Origin of the sequence: Streptomyces arenae (assembly GCF_022343545.1) — a bacterium.
Taxonomy (GTDB): Bacteria; Actinomycetota; Actinomycetes; order Streptomycetales; family Streptomycetaceae; genus Streptomyces; species Streptomyces humi.
On the sequence record NZ_JAKQYH010000072.1, the window covers coordinates 35,473 to 53,810 of the forward strand.

An 18,338-nucleotide genomic window follows, 5' to 3' on the forward strand; every position below is an offset into this window, starting at 1 on the left:
GTCACTTCCGTACGCGAGGCACCTGTCCCCGCCGCTCGTCGATATCGAGCCGGTTCGCCGGATCAGCCGGGATTGCGGCCACGGCCGGGACAATTGCGCGGGTATCCCCGCCGAGCCTGCTGACACATGCTTGGCCTCAAGACCATCGGGGATCCTTCAACGCCCACGACAAGGATCGCGACTGCGGCCCCAAGCGCGCGGGCGAGAAGCCGGGCCCCGAACAACGTTGCCCATATGCCTGGCCCCCGAGCCTGCTCATCCCAGCACCCGCCCGAGGAAGCCGCGCAGGTAACCCGCGACGATGTCCAGGTGGCTCTCCAGCAGGAAGTGACCGCCGTTGATCAGGTGCACCTCCGCGTCTTTGGCGTCGCGGGCGAAGGCCAGCGCGCCCGCCGGGCCGAAGATCTCGTCGTTGCGGCCCCACACGGCGAGCACCGGGACCTCGCTGGTGCGCAGGTATTCCTGCAGCAGCGGGTAGAGCGGGCGGTTGTTCTGGTAGTCGCGGAACAGTGCCAGCTGGACCTCGTCGTTGCCCTCGCGGGAGACGAGGGCGAAGTCGTGTTCCCAGGTGTCCGGGCTGACCAGGCTCGGATCGGGCACGCCGTGCAGGTACTGCCAGCGGATGGCGTCGATACTCAGCGCGGCACGGACGGCGGGTTCGGTGTCGGGGCCGGGGTTCGCCCCGTAGGCCCACACGTCGGTCCAGAACGACTCGACGAAACCGTCCTCGTAGCCGTTGCCGTTCTGGGTGACGAGGGCGGAGATCCGTTCGGGGTGCTGGAGCACCAGGCGCCATCCGATGGGAGCGCCGTAGTCCTGGACGTAGAGGGCGTAGCGGTCCAGGCCCAGCTGGTCGAGAAGTCCGGAGGTGAGTTCGGCGAGGGCGTCGAAGGTGTAGGTGAACTCCTTTACGAGGGGGGCGTCGGAGTGGCCGAAGCCGAGATGGTCCGGCGCGATGACGTGGTAGTCGTCGGCCAGCAGCGGGATGAGTTCGCGGAACATGAACGAGCTGGTCGGGTAGCCGTGCAGCAGGACGATCACGGGGGCGTCGGAGTGGCCGGCTTCCCGGTAGAAGATCTCATGACCGTCGACAGTGGCGGTCCGGTGGTGCACCGAGTTCATATCTAACCCCTTTGAACGGTCGGGACTGCTCGAAACCGGCATCGTTCCCCTCACGCGTCGGCGTCCCGACCCCGCGGACGCGGGCCGCACCCGCGAACTCTGCGCGGTAACCGGCAAGCCGTGACCTCGCGGAGGCCATGCCCTGAGCCGGGTCACATCACGGCGTCGGTCTGCAGTGGGCCCGCGGTGACCCGGAGCGTCCGGATGCGCACCGGCTCATCCTGGTCGAGGTAGAAGATGTGCATGAAGGGGGCGCGCACCACCCGCTCCGGTTCGCTCTTCTTGGCCATGACCGCCTCACCGCGCAGCAGACGGACACCGTCGCCCGCGGTCCAGAACTCCAGTACCTCATGGCTGATGACCAGCGGCGCGTCGATCTTGACGAAGAACTCCTTGATGGCCTCGACGCCGTGGATGTGCGCGGCGCCGAAGTACATGTCGGTGTCGTCGGTCAGTGGCGCGAAGCCCCTGCCGAACTCCAGGGTGTCGATGGCGTCCATGAAATTCAGGACCCAGCCGGGGACGGCTGTCGCTTGTGCGTGGTGAGCCATGGTGCGGACTTCCTGATCGGACTGCGGCGCACGACCCTTGCCAACGGCGCCTTCCCCACTCCCGGCGATCTGAACGCCGCCGTCCGGCGGGGACCTCAAAAGGCCGTCGCTGCGACGAGGGAAGAGAACAAGACGGCCACCGCCGGCCAGACAGGGGACGATCGCTGACCGCGAGGGAACGCGGCTTCTACGAGTCCGGGCTCGCCGGTCACATCGCCGGGACGGAGGACCAGGTGGCGGACGAGCCGGCGGCGGTCCTCAAGGAGACCGGGGCGGACGAGGTGCTGGTCACCACCAGCACCTACGACCGTACGGCCATGCTCGACTCCTACCGTCGGCTGGCCCCGCTCGTGAACTCCCTTACGTCCCGGACGTTTTAGAGCGTCGCCGGCTTGGCCGAGCGGATCTCGATCCGGCCGTCGGCCGCGTCCACCACCGCCCGGTCGCCCGCGACGAGCTGGCCCGACAGGAGGAGGTCGGCGAGGCGGTCGTCGACCTCGCGTTGGATGGTGCGCCGCAGGGGCCGGGCGCCGAAGTCCGGTTCGTGGCCGAGGTTGGCGAGCAACCCGGCCGCCTCGTCGGTGACCTCGAGGGTGACGTCCTGGGCGTGCAGCCGGCGCCGGGTGTGTTCCAGCAACAGGTCCACGATCTGCCGCAGTTGGGTGCGGTCCAGGCCGCGGAAGACGATGATCTCGTCGACGCGGTTGAGGAACTCCGGCCGGAAGTGCTGCTGCAGGGCGGGCATGACCGCCTCGCGGACCTTGGCGTAGTCCTCGGTCCCGGCGGCCAGGATGCGGTCGGCACCGATGTTCGACGTCATGATGACGACGGTGTTCTTGAAGTCGACGGTGCGGCCCTGGGAGTCGGTGAGGCGGCCGTCGTCCAGGAGCTGGAGCAGGGTGTTGAAGACGTCCGGGTGCGCCTTCTCCACCTCGTCCAGCAGGAGCACCGCGTACGGCTGCCTGCGGACCGCCTCGGTGAGCTGACCGGCCTCCTCGTGGCCGACGTATCCGGGCGGGGCGCCGACCAGCCGGGAGACGGTGTGACGCTCCTGGAACTCGCTCATGTCGAGGCGGATCATGCGGGTCTCGTCGCCGAACAGGGCCGCGGCCAGGGCACGGGCCAGTTCGGTCTTGCCGACGCCGGTCGGACCGAGGAACAGGAAGCTGCCGACGGGACGGCCGGGGTCGCTCATGCCGGCCCGGGCGCGGCGGACCGCGCGGGCGACGGCGGTGATCGCCTCGTCCTGGCCGACGACCCGCTCGTGCAGGTGCTCCTCCAGCTTCATCAGCCGCTCCCGCTCCTCCTCGGTGAGCTGGGCGACCGGGATGCCGGTGGTGCGGGAGACGACCTCGGCGATGTCCTCAGCGGTGACCTTGGGCGCGTGCTCCTCGGCGGTGCCCGCCCGGTCCAGCTCGGCCTCGGTCTCCCTGATCCGGTCGCGGAGTTCCTTGGCCCGCTCGTACTCCTCGTCGGCGACGGCCTGGTCCTTCTCCCGGTTGAGGGCGGCGATCCGGTCCTCGATGTCCCGGGTGTCGGTGGGCGGGGTCTTGGCGCGCAGCCGCACCCGGGCCGCCGCCTGGTCCATGAGGTCGATCGCCTTGTCGGGCAGGAACCGGGAGGTGATGTACCGGTCGGACAGCTCGGCCGCCGCGACCACCGCCTCGTCGGTGATGCGGACCTGGTGGTGGGCCTCGTAGCGGTCACGCAGACCGCGCAGGATCTCGATGGTGTCGTCGACGGCGGGCTCGCCGACCAGGATGGGCGCGAACCGGCGTTCCAGCGCCGCGTCCTTCTCGATGTGCCTGCGGTACTCGTCGACGGTGGTCGCGCCGATCAGGTGCAACTCACCGCGCGCGAGCGCGGGCTTGAGGATGTTGCCCGCGTCCAGCGCCCCGTCGCCACCCCCGCCCGCACCCACCACGGTGTGCAACTCGTCGAGGAACAGCACCAGTTCGTGGCCGTGCTCGCGGACCTCGTCCAGCAGCTTCTTCAGCCGCTCCTCGAACTCGCCCCGGTACTTGGTGCCCGCCACCATCGCGGCCAGGTCCAGGGAGACCAGCCGCTTGCCTTCGAGGGTCCGGGGCACGTCGCCGGAGACGATCCGCTGGGCGATGCCCTCGACGATGGCGGTCTTGCCCACGCCGGGGTCGCCGATGAGCACCGGGTTGTTCTTGCTGCGCCGGGAGAGCACCTCGATGGTCTGCTCGACCTCCTCGTCCCGGCCGATCACCGGGTCGAGCCGGCCGGCCCTGGCGTCCTCGGTGAGATCACGGCCGTACTCGTCGACGGTCGGCGTGCTGCTGGGCTTCCTCCGCTCCGCCGCGCCCTCGGCGGGCATCCGGGCGGGCTCCCAGCCGGTCTCGCCGAGCGCCCGGCCGGCCGCCGACTCGGGGTTCGCGGCGAGCGCGCGCAGCAGGTGCTCGGGGCCGATGTAGGAGGCGCCCTCGGCGCGGGAGATCTGGTAGGCGTCGAGCAGGGCGCGCTTGGCGGCCGGGGTGAGGGTGCCGGGCTCGCTCTTCTCGCCGCCGCCCTGACCGGTGGTGAGCCGTTCACGGAGCTGGTCCGGGTCGGCGCCGGCCTCGGTGAGCAGCCGGCGGGTGGAGTCATGGGTGGTGGCGGCGGCCAGCAGGTGCCGGGCGTCCAGTTCCTCGCTGCCCTCGACGGCGGCCAGGTCACGGGCCTCGGCGACCAGTTCCCGGGCCCGTTCGGAAAGCAGGCTGCCGATGTCGACCCGCTGGGGGCGGCGGGCCGGGGTGCCCGGTCCGGATCCGCCGAAGAAACGGGACATCAGCTCGTCGAACTCCTCGAAGGGACTGCGTCCGAATCCGAAACCGGGAGTGTTCATGGGCCGGGCCTTTCTGCGGACGGATCTGCGGTCCGCACGGCGACGTGCTCAGCGCTCTGCTGCGCGATCGGCGGAATTCCGCGTCTTCCAAGCTGGCACAGGCATGCCGGGCCCGCACGGGGACACCCGCCGAGATGCGGACCCGGCCCGGGCCGGTGACGCTGGGGAGAAAGCCACAACGAGCGAGGAGGGCTGCCATGTCCATGCTGGACAAGCTCAAGGGGATGCTCAAGGGCCACGAGGACCAGGCCAAACGGGGTGTCGGCAAGGGCGGTGACATGATCGACCAGCGGACCGGGAACAAGTACCAGTCGCAGGTCGACGCGGCCCAGAAGCAGGCCGACGACTACATCGACCGGAGCCGGAACCAGGGCAACCCGCCTCCGCAGTAGACGGCGCACGGGCTACGATCGCCGGGTTTGCCGCCGCCCCGACACGGAGTTCCCGCCCGATGCACAGCGCCCACGATCCCTACGTCCGCGTCCGTGGTGCCCGGGAGCACAACCTCAAGGGTGTCGACGTGGACGTCCCCCGGGACGTGCTGGCCGTCTTCACCGGTGTGTCCGGCTCGGGGAAGTCGTCCCTGGCCTTCGGCACGATCTACGCCGAGGCCCAGCGGCGCTACTTCGAGTCGGTCGCGCCGTACGCGCGCCGGTTGATCCACCAGGTCGGGGCGCCGAAGGTCGCGGAGATCAGCGGGCTGCCGCCGGCGGTCTCGCTCCAGCAGCGCCGGTCGGCCCCCACCTCCCGTTCCTCGGTCGGCACGGTCACCAACCTCTCCAACTCCCTGCGCATGCTGTTCTCCCGCGCCGGTGACTACCCGCCGGGCGCCGAACGGCTCGACTCCGACGCGTTCTCCCCCAACACGGCGGCCGGCGCCTGCCCGGAGTGCCACGGCCTGGGCCGGGTGCACGGTACGACCGAGGAGTCCCTGGTCCCCGACCCCGCGCTGTCGATCCGCGAGGGGGCGATCGCCGCCTGGCCCGGCGCGTGGCAGGGCAAGAACCTGCGGGACATCCTGGACGCCCTCGGCCACGACGTGGACCGGCCCTGGCGCGAGCTGCCCGCCGAGGAGCGGGCGTGGATCCTCTTCACGGACGAGCAGCCGGTGGTCACCGTGCACCCGGTCCGGGACGCCGATCGCATCCAACGCCCCTACCAGGGCACGTACATGAGCGCCCGCCGGTATGTGATGAAGACCTTCGCGGACTCCAGGAGCCCGGCTCTGCGGGCGCGGGCGGAGGGGTTCCTGACCAGTGCGCCCTGTCCGGTGTGCGGGGGCAGCAGACTGCGTCCGGAGGCACTCGCGGTGACCTTCGGGGGCCGTACGATCGCCGAACTCGTCGCGCTGCCACTGACCGCGCTGGCCGAACTCCTCGACGGTGAGGGCGGTTCGGAGACCGTGCGGGTCCTCACCGGGGACCTCACCTCCCGGATCGCCCCGGTGGTCGAGCTGGGCCTCGGCTATCTCAGCCTGGACCGTGCCACGCCCACCCTCTCGGCCGGTGAGCTCCAGCGCCTCCGGCTGGCCACCCAGCTGCGCTCCGGGCTGTTCGGCGTCGTCTACGTCCTGGACGAGCCGTCGGCCGGGCTGCACCCGGCGGACACCGAGGCGCTGCTCACGGTCCTCGAACGGCTCAAGGCGGCCGGGAACTCGGTGTTCGTGGTGGAGCACCACCTGGACGTGATGCGCGGCGCGGACTGGCTCGTCGACGTGGGCCCGCTCGCCGGTGAGCACGGCGGGGAGGTGGTGTACAGCGGACCGGTCGCGCGGCTGGCGGGGGTCACCGGGTCGGCCACCGCCCGCTACCTGTTCGACGACTCTCCCGTGCCGTCACGCGACCCCCGTACCGCCAGGGGCTGGCTGCCGGTCGGCCCGGTCGACCGGCACAACCTGCGCGGGGTCACCGCGGAGTTCCCGCTCGGTGTCCTCACCGCGGTGACGGGCGTGTCCGGGTCCGGCAAGTCGACACTGATCGGCGAGATCACCGGGGAACAGGCCGGGGTGGGCCGGCTGGTGTCGGTGGACCAGCGGCCGATCGGCCGTACCCCGAGGTCCAACCTGGCCACCTACACGGGGCTGTTCGACGTCGTCCGGAAGGTGTTCGCGGGCACCGAACAGGCCCGGGAGCGCGGCTACGGCGTCGGGCGGTTCTCGTTCAACGTGTCCGGCGGGCGGTGCGAGACCTGCCAGGGCGAGGGGTTCGTCAGCGTGGAGCTGCTGTTCCTGCCGAGCACCTACGCGCCCTGCCCGGACTGCGGCGGGGCCCGCTACAACCCCGAGACGCTCCAAGTGCCCTACCGGGGACGGAACATCGCCGAGGTGCTGGAGCTGACCGTGGAGGCGGCCGCGGGGTTCTTCGCGGACACCCCGGCCGTGGCACGCAGTCTGGGCACGCTGCTGGACGTCGGTCTCGGCTATCTGCGGCTCGGGCAGCCGGCCACCGAGCTGTCCGGCGGCGAGGCCCAGCGCATCAAGCTGGCCAGTGAGTTGCAGCGCGGCCGGCGCGGCCACACCCTGTATCTGCTGGACGAGCCGACGACGGGGCTGCACCCGGCCGACGTCGAGGTGCTGATGCGGCAGCTGCACGGGCTGGTCGACGCCGGGCACACGGTCGTGGTGGTGGAGCACGACATGACGGTGGTGGCGGGCGCCGACTGGGTGATCGACCTGGGGCCCGGCGGCGGCGACCGGGGCGGCCGGATCGTCGCGGCGGGGCCGCCGGCCGAGGTCGCGCGGGCACGGGACAGTGTCACGGCGCCCTATCTGTCCCGCGTCCTCCCCCACTGATCCCCGGGAACGCTCCGGGCCGCCGCGCACCCGCCGCCGGTGCGCCCGGCGACGGCTACGGCGCCGCCCTGCGCGGGCGCCACTCGGCGGCCGGCCACGGGGCACCCCGTCCTGAGCCCACCAGGGCCGTGTGCGTCCAGGCGGGTTCGTGGGTCACCGGCTGGGCGGCACGGGCGAGGCCACGGCGGTCCGGGTGGCTGCCGGCCGGGATCAGCGGCCGGACGTCCACCTCGGCGACCAGTCCACGGGTCGACACCACGCGCCACAGGGAGGCCAGCAGGGTGTCCTCGCCGACGTACGCGGGCACGGTACTGGCCCCGCCAGCCGACTGCCGGTACCGCAGCCGCACCGGCTGCACGGGCGCGCCGGCGTCCAGCGCGGCCTGGAACACGGCCCGGTGGAACCGTCCCTGGGCCCGGCCGCACCAGGTGCTGCCCTCCGGGAAGGCGACCACCGCGGCGCCCTCCCGCAGGGCCCCCGCGATCCGGGCGACGGTGTCCGGCAGCGCGCGCAGCCGGTCCCGGTCGATGAACAGCACCCCGGCCCCGGCCACCAGTGCCCCGGCCACCGGCCATGCGCGGATCTCCTGCTTGGCGAGCATCCGCGCGGGCCGTACGGAGGCCAGCAGCGGGATGTCCAGCCAGGAGATGTGGTTGGCGACCAGGAGCACCCCGCCCGTGCCCGGCGCGCTGCCGGTGATCCGGACCCGGACCCCGGCGGCCCGCACGAGCAGCCGGCAGAACCGCCGCACCCACTCGGCGGGGACCCTCTTGCCGAGCGGGAGCAGCGCGACCGCGGTCAGCATCAGGGCCACGACCGCGGCGAACCGCAGCACCGCCCGGGGTACGGCCGCGAGGGACCCCGCTCGTTCCACGCACGCGCCCGGGGTGCAGGGCGCGCTGGGCAGCCAGACACTCATCAGGCCGGGACGAGCGAGAGGAAGTGCCGCAGGTAGCGTGCGTTGACCCGGCGCATCGACAGCAGCACGTACAGGTCGGCGACCCCGAAGTCCGGGTCGTGGGCGGGCTCCCCGCACACCCAGGCGCCGAGGCGGACGTAACCGCGCAGGAGGGCGGGCAGTTCGGTACGGCCCTCGGGGGCCGGCCCGCCGGGGATCCAGGGGTTGAGCGGCCGTACCCGGAACTCCTCCGGGGCGAGGTGCCTGGCCTGGACCCGGTCCCAGGTGGCGGCGGCGAGGGCGCCCCCGTCGGCGAGCGGGACGGAGCAGCAGCCGGCCAGCCACTCGTGGCCGCGGTCCACCATGTAGCGGGCTATGCCGGCCCAGATGAGGCCGATGACGGCGCCGTCGCGGTGCGCGGGGTGCACGCAGGAGCGGCCGACCTCGACCAGGCCGGAGCGGATGCCGTCGAGCCGGGACAGGTCGAACTCGCCGTCGGAGTACAGGCGTCCGGCGAGCGTGGCGCGCTCCGGCGGCAGCAGCCGGTAGGTGCCGACGACCTCGCCGGTGCGGGCTTCGCGGATGAGCAGGTGGTCGCAGTACGCGTCGAAGGCGTCCACGTCCAGACCCGGCTCCGGCCCGTCGAGCCGGGCGCCCATCTCTCCGGCGAAGACCAGGTGTCGCAGCCGCTGCGCGGCCCGGACGTCGTCCTCGTCACGGGCGAGCTGCACCAGATAGCCGGAGTCCCCGGTCGGGGCGGCGAGAGCGGGGGGTGAGGCGGGCATGGCGGTCATGGAGGTCTCCTGCGCCGAGCGGAAGCTGAGGAAATCTGCACCTGCTTTCTTCCGCGGCAGGCTGGACTCGGCGTGACAGGCGCGGGACCCGTGGATGTGCGACTGCTGAATGCCGGGAGTCGGGTCCTTTCCGGTGACTCACGGACGCCTGAGAGTAACGCCACCATGATCAAACGGCCGTAAAGAACGCGAGACGGGGCCGGCGAGCACCACACCGACCCCGCCCGTCCGCACCTTTCGGCGAACGTCTTTCACTTTTCAGCGCCCCTCACTACAGCGCCCCGTAAGGGGCGCGGGGAACTGCGCGACCAGCCCCCACGCACCCGCACCCCCGCGACGGCGCTACCGCTTCCCCACCTTCCGTGCAGCCCGCAACCACTCGCGGTTCATACTCGTGATGGACACCAGCGGAATCCCCTTCGGGCAGGCCGTCGCGCACTCCCCCGCCAGCGTGCACCCCCCGAACCCCTCCGCGTCCATCTGCCCCACCATGTCCAGCACCCGCGTCTCCCGCTCGGGCGCCCCCTGCGGCAGCACGTTGAGGTGGTTGACCTTGGCGGAGGTGAACAGCATCGCCGCCCCGTTCGGACAGGCGGCGACACACGCCCCGCAGCCGATGCACTCGGCGTGCTCGAACGCGAAGTCGGCGTCGGCCTTCGGCACCGCCGTCGCGTGCGCCTCCGGCGCCGCCCCGGTCGGCGCGGTGATGTACCCGCCGGCCTGGATGATCCGGTCGAACGCCGACCGGTCCACCACCAGGTCCTTGATCACCGGGAACGCGGACGCCCGCCACGGCTCGATGTCGATCGTGTCGCCGTCCGCGAAGGACCGCATGTGCAGCTGACAGGTGGTGGTCCGCTCCGGCCCGTGCGCGTCCCCGTTGATCACCAGGGAACACGCGCCGCAGATCCCCTCGCGGCAGTCGTGGTCGAAGGCGACCGGGTCCTCGCCGCGCAGGATGAGTTCCTCGTTGAGGGTGTCGAGCATCTCCAGGAAGGACATGTCGGAGGAGATGCCGTCCACCTCGTACGTGGACATCGCGCCGTCGGCGTCGGCGTTCTTCTGCCGCCAGACGCGCAGGGTGAGCTTCATGCGTAGCTCCGCTGGGTGGGGTGGACGTACTCGAAGACCAGGTCTTCCTTGTGCAGTACCGGGGCGTCCCCGGTCACGGTGAACTCCCAGGCGGCCGCGTAGGCGAACTCGTCGTCCCGGCGGGCGGCCTCGCCGTCGGGCGTCTGCGACTCCTCGCGGAAGTGGCCGCCGCAGGACTCGGCGCGGTGCAGCGCGTCGAGGCACATCAGCTCGGCCAGTTCCAGGTAGTCGACGATGCGGTTGGCCTTCTCCAGGGACTGGTTGAACTCCTCGCCGGTCCCCGGCACCTTGATCCGCCGCCAGAACTCCTCACGGATCTGCGGAATGCGCTCGAGTGCCTTGCGCAGTCCGGCGTCCGTGCGGGCCATGCCGCAGAACTCCCACATCAGCTCGCCGAGTTCGCGATGGAAGGAGTCGGGCGTACGGTCGCCGTCGACGGACAGCAGCAGGTTCAGCCGGTCCTCGGTCTCCGCCAGCACCTCCTGTACGACGGGGTGTTCGTCCGTCACCGGGTCCTGGTGGGGGTGGCGGGCGAGGTAGTCGTTGATGGTGGCCGGGAGCACGAAGTAGCCGTCGGCGAGGCCCTGCATCAGCGCGCTCGCGCCGAGCCGGTTCGCCCCGTGGTCGGAGAAGTTGGCCTCACCGATCGCGAACAGGCCCGGCACGGTGGTCTGGAGGTCGTAGTCGACCCAGAGCCCGCCCATCGTGTAGTGCACGGCGGGGTAGATCCGCATCGGCACCTGGTACGGATCCTCGTCGGTGATCCGCTGGTACATGTCGAAGAGGTTGCCGTACTTGGCCTCGACGGCTTTCCGTCCCATCCGCTCGATGGCGTCGGCGAAGTCGAGATAGACACCCTGCCCGCCGGGGCCGACGCCCCGGCCCTCGTCGCAGACGTTCTTAGCGGCGCGGGAGGCGATGTCACGCGGGACCAGGTTGCCGAAGGACGGGTAGATGCGCTCCAGGTAGTAGTCGCGCTCGTCCTCGGGGATCCGGTTCGGCGGGCGGGTGTCGCCCTTGGCCTTCGGCACCCAGATCCGGCCGTCGTTGCGCAGCGACTCGCTCATCAGGGTGAGCTTGGACTGGTGGTCGCCGGTGCGCGGGATGCAGGTGGGGTGGATCTGGGTGAAGCACGGGTTGGCGAAATACGCGCCGCGTCGGTGCGCCCGCCAGATGGCGGTGGCGTTGGAGTTCATGGCGTTCGTCGACAGGTAGAAGACGTTGCCGTAACCACCACTCGCCAGGACGACGGCGTCCGCGAAGTAGGTGTCGATCTTCCCGGTGACCAGGTCCCGGGCCACGATCCCGCGGGCCCGTCCGTCGACGACGATCACGTCGAGCATCTCGGTGCGCGGGTGCATCTCCACGTTCCCGGCGGCGATCTGCCGGCTCAGCGCCTGGTAGGCGCCGAGCAGCAGCTGCTGGCCCGTCTGGCCGCGGGCGTAGAAGGTCCGGGACACCTGGACACCGCCGAACGACCGGGTGTCGAGCAGTCCGCCGTACTCCCGGGCGAACGGCACGCCCTGCGCCACGCACTGGTCGATGATCTCGACGGAGATCTGGGCGAGCCGGTGGACGTTGGACTCGCGGGCCCGGAAGTCGCCGCCCTTGACGGTGTCGTAGAACAGCCGGTGCACGGAGTCGCCGTCGTTGCGGTAGTTCTTCGCCGCGTTGATACCGCCCTGCGCGGCGATCGAGTGGGCGCGGCGCGGGGAGTCCTGGTAGCAGAACTGGACGACGTGGTAGCCCTGTTCGGCGAGGGTGGCGCCGGCGGAGCCGCCGGCCAGGCCGGTGCCGACGACGATCACGGTGTGCTTGCGCCGGTTGGCGGGGTTGACCAGCTTGGCCTCGAAACGGCGCTTGTCCCAGCGCTCCTCGACCGGCCCGGCGGGAGCCTTGCCGTCGGCGACGGGCTCACCGGTCGTGTAGTTCACGTATTCGGTCATGTTCAGCTCACCACTCCGGTCATGACACCCACGGGTACGGCGATGAAGCCGGCCGTGAGCAGCAGGGCGAGGACGTCGGCCGTGGCCTTGAGGGCGCGGTCGCGGGTGCGGCTGCCGACGCCGAGGGTCTGGGCGGCGCTCCAGAAGCCGTGCCGCACATGGAGGCCGAGCGCGAGCATCGCGACGATGTAGACGACGTCGCCGTACCAGGTGGAGAAGGTGTCCACGACGTTCTGGTACGGGTGGCCCTCCTGGAAGCCGCCGGAGTGCACGGTGCCGGTGGTCAGGTCGAGGATGTGCCAGACGATGAACAGGCCGAGGATGATCCCGCCCCAGCGCATGGTCCGGGTCGCGTAGGACGCCCGGGCCTTCTTGTGCACGTACTTGCTGGGGCGTGCCCTGAGGTCGCGGCGGCTGAGCTGGTAGGCGGACGTGGCGTGGGCGACCACCGCGACGACCAGGACGACCCGGATGAGCCAGAGCGTCCACTCGTAGTGCATGAACGGTTCGCCGATGGTGCGCAGCCAGTGGGCGTAGTGGTTGTACTCGCCGGCCCCGAAGAAGATCTTCAGGTTCCCGATCATGTGGACGACCAGGTAGAGCAGCATGATCAGGCCGCTGACGGCCATCACCGTCTTCTTGCCGACGGAGCTGTCCCACATCGTGCGCGCCATGGACGGCCGTCGGTCCGTCCGCGTTGCCAGAGCCATGCCGATGACGGTAGGCCGCGAGGAAGCCATCGGTCCAAGACATGGTCCGGCTTGATTCGATAGCCAAGAGCTATCGTGTCACCATGCAGTTCCAGCAGCTTCAGTACTTCGTCGCCGTCGCCGAGACCCGGCACTTCACCCGGGCCGCCGAGCTGGTGCACGTCGCCCAGCCGTCGCTGTCCCAGCAGATCAAGGCGTTGGAGCGGGAGCTGGGAGCGGACCTGTTCCTGCGGGCCCGCGGGAACATCACCCTCACCGACGCGGGCGAGGCGCTGCTGCCGCTGGCCCGGCGGATCCTCGCGGACGCGGACACGGCCCGGCACGAGGTGCAGGAGCTGGTGCAGCTGCGCAGCGGGCGGGTGCGGCTGGGGGCGACACCGAGTCTGTGCACCGGGCTGCTGCCGGACGTGCTGCGGGCCTTCCACGACCGGTACCCGGGGATCCAGCTGCTGATCGAGGAGAGCGGGTCGCACGATCTCGTACGGGAGCTGGCCCGCGGGGCACTGGACCTGGCGCTGATCGTGCTGCCGCTGCCGCCGGCGTCGCCCGCGCTGACCACGGTGGAGCTGTTGCGGGAGGACCTGGTGGTGGTGTCCGCGCCCGAGGCGACGGTGCCCGGGCGGGGGCGCGGCGGTGTGCGGATCGCCGATCTGGAGGGCGAGCGTCTTGTGATGTTCCGGCACGGCTACGACCTGCGGGAACTGACCGTCGCGGCGTGCCGCTCCGCGGGGTTCGAGCCGGGTTTCGCGGTGGAGGGGGGCGAGATGGACGCGGTGCTGGGGTTCGTGCGGGCGGGGCTGGGGGTGGCCGTCGTACCTCGGATGGTCGCCGCTCGGTCGGGGCGGGGGCTGCGGGTCACTCCGTTGGCGAAGCCGGGGCTGCATCGGACCATCGCGTTGGCGCACCGGAGCGACGTGGCTCCGCCGCGGGCCGCCAGGGAGTTGCAGAGGATGTTGTTGGAGAGGTGACGCGGAGAGGCGGGGAGAGGTGACGGAGCGCGGTCGGGTGCGGGCGCGTGGGGGCTGATCGCGCAGTTCCCCGCGCCCCTTTCAGGGGCGTGCACTGGACGCCCCTGAAAGGGGCGCGGGGAACTGCGCGAGCGACCACCGACAGCCCGCGCCGTACACACCGGCCCGCGCCCTGGCAGATCAGCCTGTCGCATCCACCAACGCGAGGTCGTGCAGCCTCTCCGGTGGGCCCGGGCGGGCGTAGTACCAGCCCTGGGCCGTGTCGCAGCCGAGTATGCGGAGTTGTTCCGCCTGGGCGCCCGTCTCCACGCCTTCCACCGTGACCGCGAGGTCGAGGCTGTGGGCCAGGGTGACGATGCCCTCCACGATCTTGAGGTCCACCGGGTCGGCCGGGAACTGCTGCATGCTCTGGGTGAACGAGCGGTCCAGTTTGAGGATGCTGACCGGGAGCCGGCGGAGGTTCGCGAGGTTCGAGTAGCCCGTGCCGAAGTCGTCCAGGGCGATGTCGACACCCATCTCGGCGAGCCGCCGCAGCGGTTTGAGGAGATCGTCGTCGGCGCCGATGAGGGCCGACTCGGTGACCTCCAGGCACAGCGCGTCGGGGGCCACCCCGGTGCGTTCCAGGATGTCCACCGTGTCCTGGACCAGACCGGGATGGGTGAGCTGGCACGGGGACAGGTTGACGTTGATGCGCAGCGGACCCCCGGCGGTGTCCTCGCCGTAGCGTTCTCGCCACTCGCGGGCCTGGCGGATCGACTGCTCCAGCACCCAGCGGCCCAACGGGACGATGAGGCCGGTGTGTTCAGCGAGCGGGATGAAGCGGTCGGGGCCGAGCACCCCGTGCTGCGGATGCAGCCAGCGGACCAGCGCCTCGGCGCCGCGGACGCTGCCGTCGCCGAGGTGCACCAGCGGCTGGTACTCGATGAAGAACTCGCCCCGGTCCAGGGCGGCCGGCAGTGCCGTGGTCAGGCCGTGGCGGGTGATCGCGCGGGCGTCCGCCTCCGGGTCGGCCAGCTCGGAGCGGTTGCCGCCCGCCGACTTGGCCCGGTACATCGTGATGTCGGCGCTGCGCAGCACCTCGGCCGGGGTGCGCTCGCCGGCCGGGCCCTCGACGATGCCGATGGAGCCGCGCACCAGGAGTTCACGGCCGTCGATGCTGATCGGGGTGACCAGGGCGTTCATGATCCGGTCGGCCAGGTCGTCGACCTCGCGCTGGGTGGCGGCGCCGGTGGTCAGCGCCACGAACTCGTCGCCGCCGAGCCGGGCGACCATCTCGCCGGGCGCGGTCGCGCAGGACTGCAACCGGTCGGCGACCTCCACGAGGAGCCGGTCGCCGGCCGAGTGGCCGAGGCTGTCGTTGATGGTCTTGAAGCCGTCCAGGTCGAGGTAGCACAGCCCGAAGCGCTGTCCCTCACCCGCGGCGAGGGCCTTCTCCAGGCGCTCGAAGAACAGTGTGCGGTTGGGCAGGCCCGTGAGCGCGTCGTGGGTGGCCTCGTAGCGCAGCCGGAGGTTGAGCAGCCGCCGCTCGGTGGTGTCCTCCATGAGGGCCAGCTGGTACTGCGGCTCGCCGTCCGCGTCCCGCAGCAGGGACACCGTCAGGTTGGTCCACAGGACCGTGCCGTCGGAGCGGTTGAACGCCTTCTCCACGTGGTAGTGCTCGCGTTCGCCGCGCACCAGCTCCTCGTAGAGCCGCCAGGTCTGCGGCGCGTCCTCGGGGTGCGCCCACTCCAGGACGTTGCGGCTGCGCAGGGCCTGCTCGGAACCGCCGAACATGCGCAGCAGCGCGCCGTTCACCTGGAGGACGTTGCCTTCGAGGTCGGCGATGCCGATCCCTATCGCCGCGCCCTCGAAGACCGCGCGGAACCGGGCCTCGCTCGCGTGCAGCGCCTGCGCGACCACGCCCTGGGCGCGCAACGCGGCCTGGGCGATGGCCTCCTGCTCGGCCAGCGTGCGCTCGCGCAGCGCCTGGGCGAACCCGGCGGCCATCGCGTGCTGGATCCGCGAGGAACGCATCCGCAGCTCGTCCTGCGGACCGTCCTCGCCGCAGTACAGCACCAGGTACGCGTCGACGCAGTCGAGGGTGCGGGTGAGCGCCTCGGGATCGGTGCAGTGCGCGTCGATCAGCGCGGCGCCCACCTGCCTGGCCTCGTCGGCGTCGAAGCCGTGCGCCCGCAAGATCTCGCTCAACCGGCGTGCCAGCGGCAGCAGTTGCTCCTCGAACTCCGGCCGGGTCAGGGACGTCGAGGTCACCGGGAAGACCGTACGGCTCCAGATCGTCGCGAACCGGCGCAGTCTGTCCTCCGGCCCGTCCGGCTCCGCGATCACGCGGCGATCCCCACGCCGGCGAATCCGGAGAAGGCATACGGATCCTCGTCCTCCGGCGCCGACTCCGGCCGCCAGTGCGGCATCGGCACCAGTCCCGGTTCCACCATGTCGTACCCCTCGAAGAACCGCGCGATCTCGTCGCGCGAGCGCATGATCAGCGGGTTGCGAATGTCCTTGTATACGTCCACCGCGCCCTCGGCCCGCTCCGCGGGCAGCGGGATTCCCTCGTACGAGGCATGCGTGAGAACAAGCAGGCTGCCGGGCGCGAGTGCGTCGCGCAGCTGTGCCACTGCCCCGTACGGGTCGTCCGCGTCTTCCACGAAGTGCAGTATGGCAACGAGAAGCAATGCCACTGGCTGATTCAGGTCGATGAGACGCTCCACCTGAGGACTCGACAGGATCTCCTGCGGCTTGCGGAGGTCGGCGGCGACCACGTCCGCGTGCTCGTTGCCCTCCAGCACGGCCTCGCTGTGCGCGACGGCCACCGGGTCGTGGTCGACGTACACCACGCGTGCGCCGGGGTGCGCCTGCTGCGCCACCTCGTGGACGTTGCCGAAGGTGGGGATGCCGGAGCCGATGTCCAGGAACTGCTCGATGCCGGCGGCCACCGCGTGCCGGACGGCGCGGCGCATGAAGGCCCGGTTGGCCTGCATGATCTTCGGCAGGCCGGGCATGTGCGTCATCGCCTTGCGGGCCGCCTCCCGGTCGACCTCGAAGTTGTGCGAACCGCCCAGGTAGTAGTCGTAGATACGCGAAACGCTCGGCACCGAGATGTCGATGCTCCGTGGGGCCCAGGCGGGACGCTCCATGTATCTCTCCAAGGCTCAGGCGATCCGGTGTTCGAGCTGAGGCTACTGATCGCCTGCGAACGGGGGTAGCCGAACCGGAAATTGACCATCCGTTCCTGGTCACTGCCTGGGAATCGAGGTGCGGGGTTTGGGGCGCGTTCGGTTCGTTCGGTCTGGTGCGGGTGGTTCGTGACGGGACGCGAAGGAGCCCGCCCCCTCCGTGCGGTGTGGAGGGGGCGGGCGGTCGTGCGCCGTTGTGTCTCGTCGTCCGGGACTCTCGCTGGCCTCTGCCCTCCCTTCCGCGATGCGCGAATGTGGACCTGGGCGGGGCGATCAACCCTGGGGAGGTGATCCCTACTTGCTCGGCGCGCCGACCAGCTTTCCTTCGGGCGAGACGGCGTACCAGGTGCCGCCCACGCCCTGACCGTTGGTGTCCCCGGCCTTCGCGTCACCGGAGAAGGTGTAGATCGGCCAGCAGTTGACCGTCTGCTGCTTCTGGCCGTTGTCCGGCCGGGAGAAGCCCATCAGGCCCTTCTTCACGATGCCCTTGGTGTCGCTCGACGCGACCTCCGCGACGGCCGGCCACTTCTCCAGGCAGGCCCCGGTGCAGTTCGAGACGACCTTGGGCCACGCCTTGTCCTTGATGAAGCGGTAGACGGTGTGGCCGTTCTTGTCGACCACGATGTCACCGAGCTTGGCGTCCTTGCGGACGGACAGGCCGGGCAGGGAGGCCAGGGTGGCCTTCTTGCCGTCGGGGGCGAGCGCGTACCACTTTCCGCCCACGCCTTGGCCGTTGACGTCACCGGCGTTGACGTCCTTGGCGTAGCGGTACACCGGCCAGCCGCCGACGGTCAGCTGCTTGCTGCCGTCGGTGCGGGTGACCTCGCCGAGCAGCGCCTTGTCGATGCCCGCACCGGCCGTGGCGTCGTCGGCGGGCACCGGCGGCCAGGCGGTGGCGCAGTCGCCGTCGCAGTTCGACTTCGGGGGATTGGCGGTGTCGGCGTCGAACCGGTAGAGGGTGAGCCCGCTCCCGTCGGTCAGCACATTGCCCAGGTCGGGGTTGCTGGCGACGGTCAGCTTGCCGGCGGGCTGCACCGCGGCCGGGGAGCTGGAGGCCTGGCTGCCGTCGGCGCCGTAGCCGTTGCCGGCGCCGCTCGAGGCGGTGGGGCTGGTGATGCTGCCGATGCCTGCCGGAGCCGTGGCTCCGACGTTCTGGGCCGCCGAGGACGGAGTGGTCGGATTGTCCTGACCGCACGCCGTCGCGAACACCATCACCCCCGCGGCCGTGGCCACCAGAGAGGCGCTCCTCCACGAGGTCTTCATCGTCAACTCCCCATAATCGCCTGGATATTGCAGCGCCTCTGCGCCGCCGCACGACACCAGGTACGGATCTGGGGGGCCGGAGTGTTCAACCGGCGCACAAATTTCTTTCCGAGCACTGTGCGCTCGGGACGCGCTCCGCACGGGCGTACGCTTCGAGCCATCTGCCGACCGGCATGATTCAA

The 18,338-nt window shown here is 71.0% G+C and carries 14 protein-coding genes and 1 pseudogene; 4 read left to right on the top strand and 11 right to left on the bottom strand.

Features of this window, described 5'->3' with window-relative positions; all coding sequences use genetic code 11:
* Window positions 1-255 precede the first annotated feature (255 nt).
* Window positions 256-1,122: an alpha/beta fold hydrolase gene (locus MB828_RS34385; protein WP_301651595.1), complete on the bottom strand. Its 867-nt coding sequence runs from the start codon at window positions 1,120-1,122 to the stop codon at window positions 256-258.
* A 152-nt stretch (window positions 1,123-1,274) separates the two neighbouring features.
* Window positions 1,275-1,673: a nuclear transport factor 2 family protein gene (locus MB828_RS34390; RefSeq protein WP_301651596.1), complete on the bottom strand. Its 399-nt coding sequence runs from the start codon at window positions 1,671-1,673 to the stop codon at window positions 1,275-1,277.
* Between the two features lie 164 nt (window positions 1,674-1,837).
* On the opposite strand from MB828_RS34390, the pseudogene MB828_RS34395 reads away from it, so the two are divergent.
* Window positions 1,838-2,053, top strand: a pseudogene (locus tag MB828_RS34395) (LLM class flavin-dependent oxidoreductase); the annotation flags it as partial.
* On the opposite strand, the gene MB828_RS34400 reads toward MB828_RS34395, so the two are convergent.
* Window positions 2,050-4,521, bottom strand: a complete 2,472-nt coding sequence (locus tag MB828_RS34400; protein ID WP_301651597.1) for an ATP-dependent Clp protease ATP-binding subunit — start codon at window positions 4,519-4,521, stop codon at window positions 2,050-2,052. The pseudogene MB828_RS34395 and the gene MB828_RS34400 overlap by 4 nt on opposite strands.
* 197 nt (window positions 4,522-4,718) lie before the next feature.
* On the opposite strand from MB828_RS34400, the gene MB828_RS34405 reads away from it, so the two are divergent.
* Window positions 4,719-4,913, top strand: coding sequence for an antitoxin (locus tag MB828_RS34405; RefSeq protein WP_046734254.1), 195 nt, complete (start codon window positions 4,719-4,721; stop codon window positions 4,911-4,913).
* Between the two features lie 59 nt (window positions 4,914-4,972).
* The gene (locus MB828_RS34410; RefSeq protein ID WP_301651598.1) at window positions 4,973-7,312 is read left to right on the top strand and encodes an excinuclease ABC subunit UvrA; all 2,340 of its coding nucleotides are present in this window, start codon (window positions 4,973-4,975) and stop codon (window positions 7,310-7,312) included.
* A 55-nt stretch (window positions 7,313-7,367) separates the two neighbouring features.
* Here MB828_RS34410 and MB828_RS34415 read toward each other — a convergent pair whose 3' ends face one another.
* From MB828_RS34415 to MB828_RS34435, 5 genes are all read right to left on the bottom strand, one after another.
* A complete protein-coding gene (locus MB828_RS34415) occupies window positions 7,368-8,231 on the bottom strand; it encodes a lysophospholipid acyltransferase family protein (RefSeq protein ID WP_301651599.1) in 864 nt (287 codons plus the stop codon).
* Entirely contained in the window at window positions 8,231-9,004 is a 774-nt protein-coding gene (locus MB828_RS34420; RefSeq protein ID WP_430381473.1) for a GNAT family N-acetyltransferase, read from the bottom strand. The genes MB828_RS34415 and MB828_RS34420 overlap by 1 nt, the downstream gene beginning before the upstream one ends.
* Window positions 9,005-9,346: 342 nt before the next feature.
* Window positions 9,347-10,096, bottom strand: coding sequence for a succinate dehydrogenase/fumarate reductase iron-sulfur subunit (locus MB828_RS34425; RefSeq protein ID WP_301651600.1), 750 nt, complete (start codon window positions 10,094-10,096; stop codon window positions 9,347-9,349).
* Window positions 10,093-12,042 carry a fumarate reductase/succinate dehydrogenase flavoprotein subunit gene (locus MB828_RS34430; protein ID WP_301651601.1) on the bottom strand — a complete coding sequence of 650 codons (1,950 nt, stop codon included), beginning with the start codon at window positions 12,040-12,042 and terminating at the stop codon, window positions 10,093-10,095. The genes MB828_RS34425 and MB828_RS34430 overlap by 4 nt, the downstream gene beginning before the upstream one ends.
* Before the next feature lie 2 nt (window positions 12,043-12,044).
* Complete coding sequence (locus MB828_RS34435; RefSeq protein WP_301651780.1) at window positions 12,045-12,716, bottom strand: succinate dehydrogenase; 672 nt, start codon at window positions 12,714-12,716, stop codon at window positions 12,045-12,047.
* A gap of 119 nt (window positions 12,717-12,835) precedes the next feature.
* Between MB828_RS34435 and MB828_RS34440 the strand changes: the two genes are divergently transcribed.
* The gene (locus tag MB828_RS34440; RefSeq protein ID WP_133022602.1) at window positions 12,836-13,720 is read left to right on the top strand and encodes a LysR family transcriptional regulator; all 885 of its coding nucleotides are present in this window, start codon (window positions 12,836-12,838) and stop codon (window positions 13,718-13,720) included.
* 180 nt (window positions 13,721-13,900) lie between these two features.
* Here the strand turns inward: MB828_RS34440 and MB828_RS34445 are convergent, their stop codons facing one another.
* The 3 genes from MB828_RS34445 to MB828_RS34455 all read right to left on the bottom strand — a co-directional run bounded on the left by MB828_RS34445 (window position 13,901) and on the right by MB828_RS34455 (window position 18,156).
* A complete protein-coding gene (locus MB828_RS34445) occupies window positions 13,901-16,045 on the bottom strand; it encodes a putative bifunctional diguanylate cyclase/phosphodiesterase (RefSeq protein ID WP_301651602.1) in 2,145 nt (714 codons plus the stop codon).
* Window positions 16,042-16,854 carry an SAM-dependent methyltransferase gene (locus MB828_RS34450; protein ID WP_301651603.1) on the bottom strand — a complete coding sequence of 271 codons (813 nt, stop codon included), beginning with the start codon at window positions 16,852-16,854 and terminating at the stop codon, window positions 16,042-16,044. Before MB828_RS34450 ends, MB828_RS34445 begins: the two co-directional genes overlap by 4 nt.
* Window positions 16,855-17,187: 333 nt before the next feature.
* Window positions 17,188-18,156, bottom strand: coding sequence for an SCO0930 family lipoprotein (locus MB828_RS34455; RefSeq protein WP_301651604.1), 969 nt, complete (start codon window positions 18,154-18,156; stop codon window positions 17,188-17,190).
* Between the last annotated feature and the right edge of the window lie 182 nt (window positions 18,157-18,338).

What these genes read in the sequence shown, in the direction of transcription:
- MB828_RS34385 (WP_301651595.1), bottom strand. Translation starts at nt 1,122, where the DNA reads ATGAACTCGGTGCACCACCGGACCGCCACTGTCGACGGTCATGAGATC.
- MB828_RS34390 (WP_301651596.1), bottom strand. Translation starts at nt 1,673, where the DNA reads ATGGCTCACCACGCACAAGCGACAGCCGTCCCCGGCTGGGTCCTGAAT.
- MB828_RS34400 (WP_301651597.1), bottom strand. Translation starts at nt 4,521, where the DNA reads ATGAACACTCCCGGTTTCGGATTCGGACGCAGTCCCTTCGAGGAGTTC.
- MB828_RS34405 (WP_046734254.1), top strand. Translation starts at nt 4,719, where the DNA reads ATGTCCATGCTGGACAAGCTCAAGGGGATGCTCAAGGGCCACGAGGAC.
- MB828_RS34410 (WP_301651598.1), top strand. Translation starts at nt 4,973, where the DNA reads ATGCACAGCGCCCACGATCCCTACGTCCGCGTCCGTGGTGCCCGGGAG.
- MB828_RS34415 (WP_301651599.1), bottom strand. Translation starts at nt 8,231, where the DNA reads ATGAGTGTCTGGCTGCCCAGCGCGCCCTGCACCCCGGGCGCGTGCGTG.
- MB828_RS34420 (WP_430381473.1), bottom strand. Translation starts at nt 9,004, where the DNA reads ATGACCGCCATGCCCGCCTCACCCCCCGCTCTCGCCGCCCCGACCGGG.
- MB828_RS34425 (WP_301651600.1), bottom strand. Translation starts at nt 10,096, where the DNA reads ATGAAGCTCACCCTGCGCGTCTGGCGGCAGAAGAACGCCGACGCCGAC.
- MB828_RS34430 (WP_301651601.1), bottom strand. Translation starts at nt 12,042, where the DNA reads ATGACCGAATACGTGAACTACACGACCGGTGAGCCCGTCGCCGACGGC.
- MB828_RS34435 (WP_301651780.1), bottom strand. Translation starts at nt 12,716, where the DNA reads ATGGCGCGCACGATGTGGGACAGCTCCGTCGGCAAGAAGACGGTGATG.
- MB828_RS34440 (WP_133022602.1), top strand. Translation starts at nt 12,836, where the DNA reads ATGCAGTTCCAGCAGCTTCAGTACTTCGTCGCCGTCGCCGAGACCCGG.
- MB828_RS34450 (WP_301651603.1), bottom strand. Translation starts at nt 16,854, where the DNA reads ATGGAGCGTCCCGCCTGGGCCCCACGGAGCATCGACATCTCGGTGCCG.
- MB828_RS34455 (WP_301651604.1), bottom strand. Translation starts at nt 18,156, where the DNA reads ATGAAGACCTCGTGGAGGAGCGCCTCTCTGGTGGCCACGGCCGCGGGG.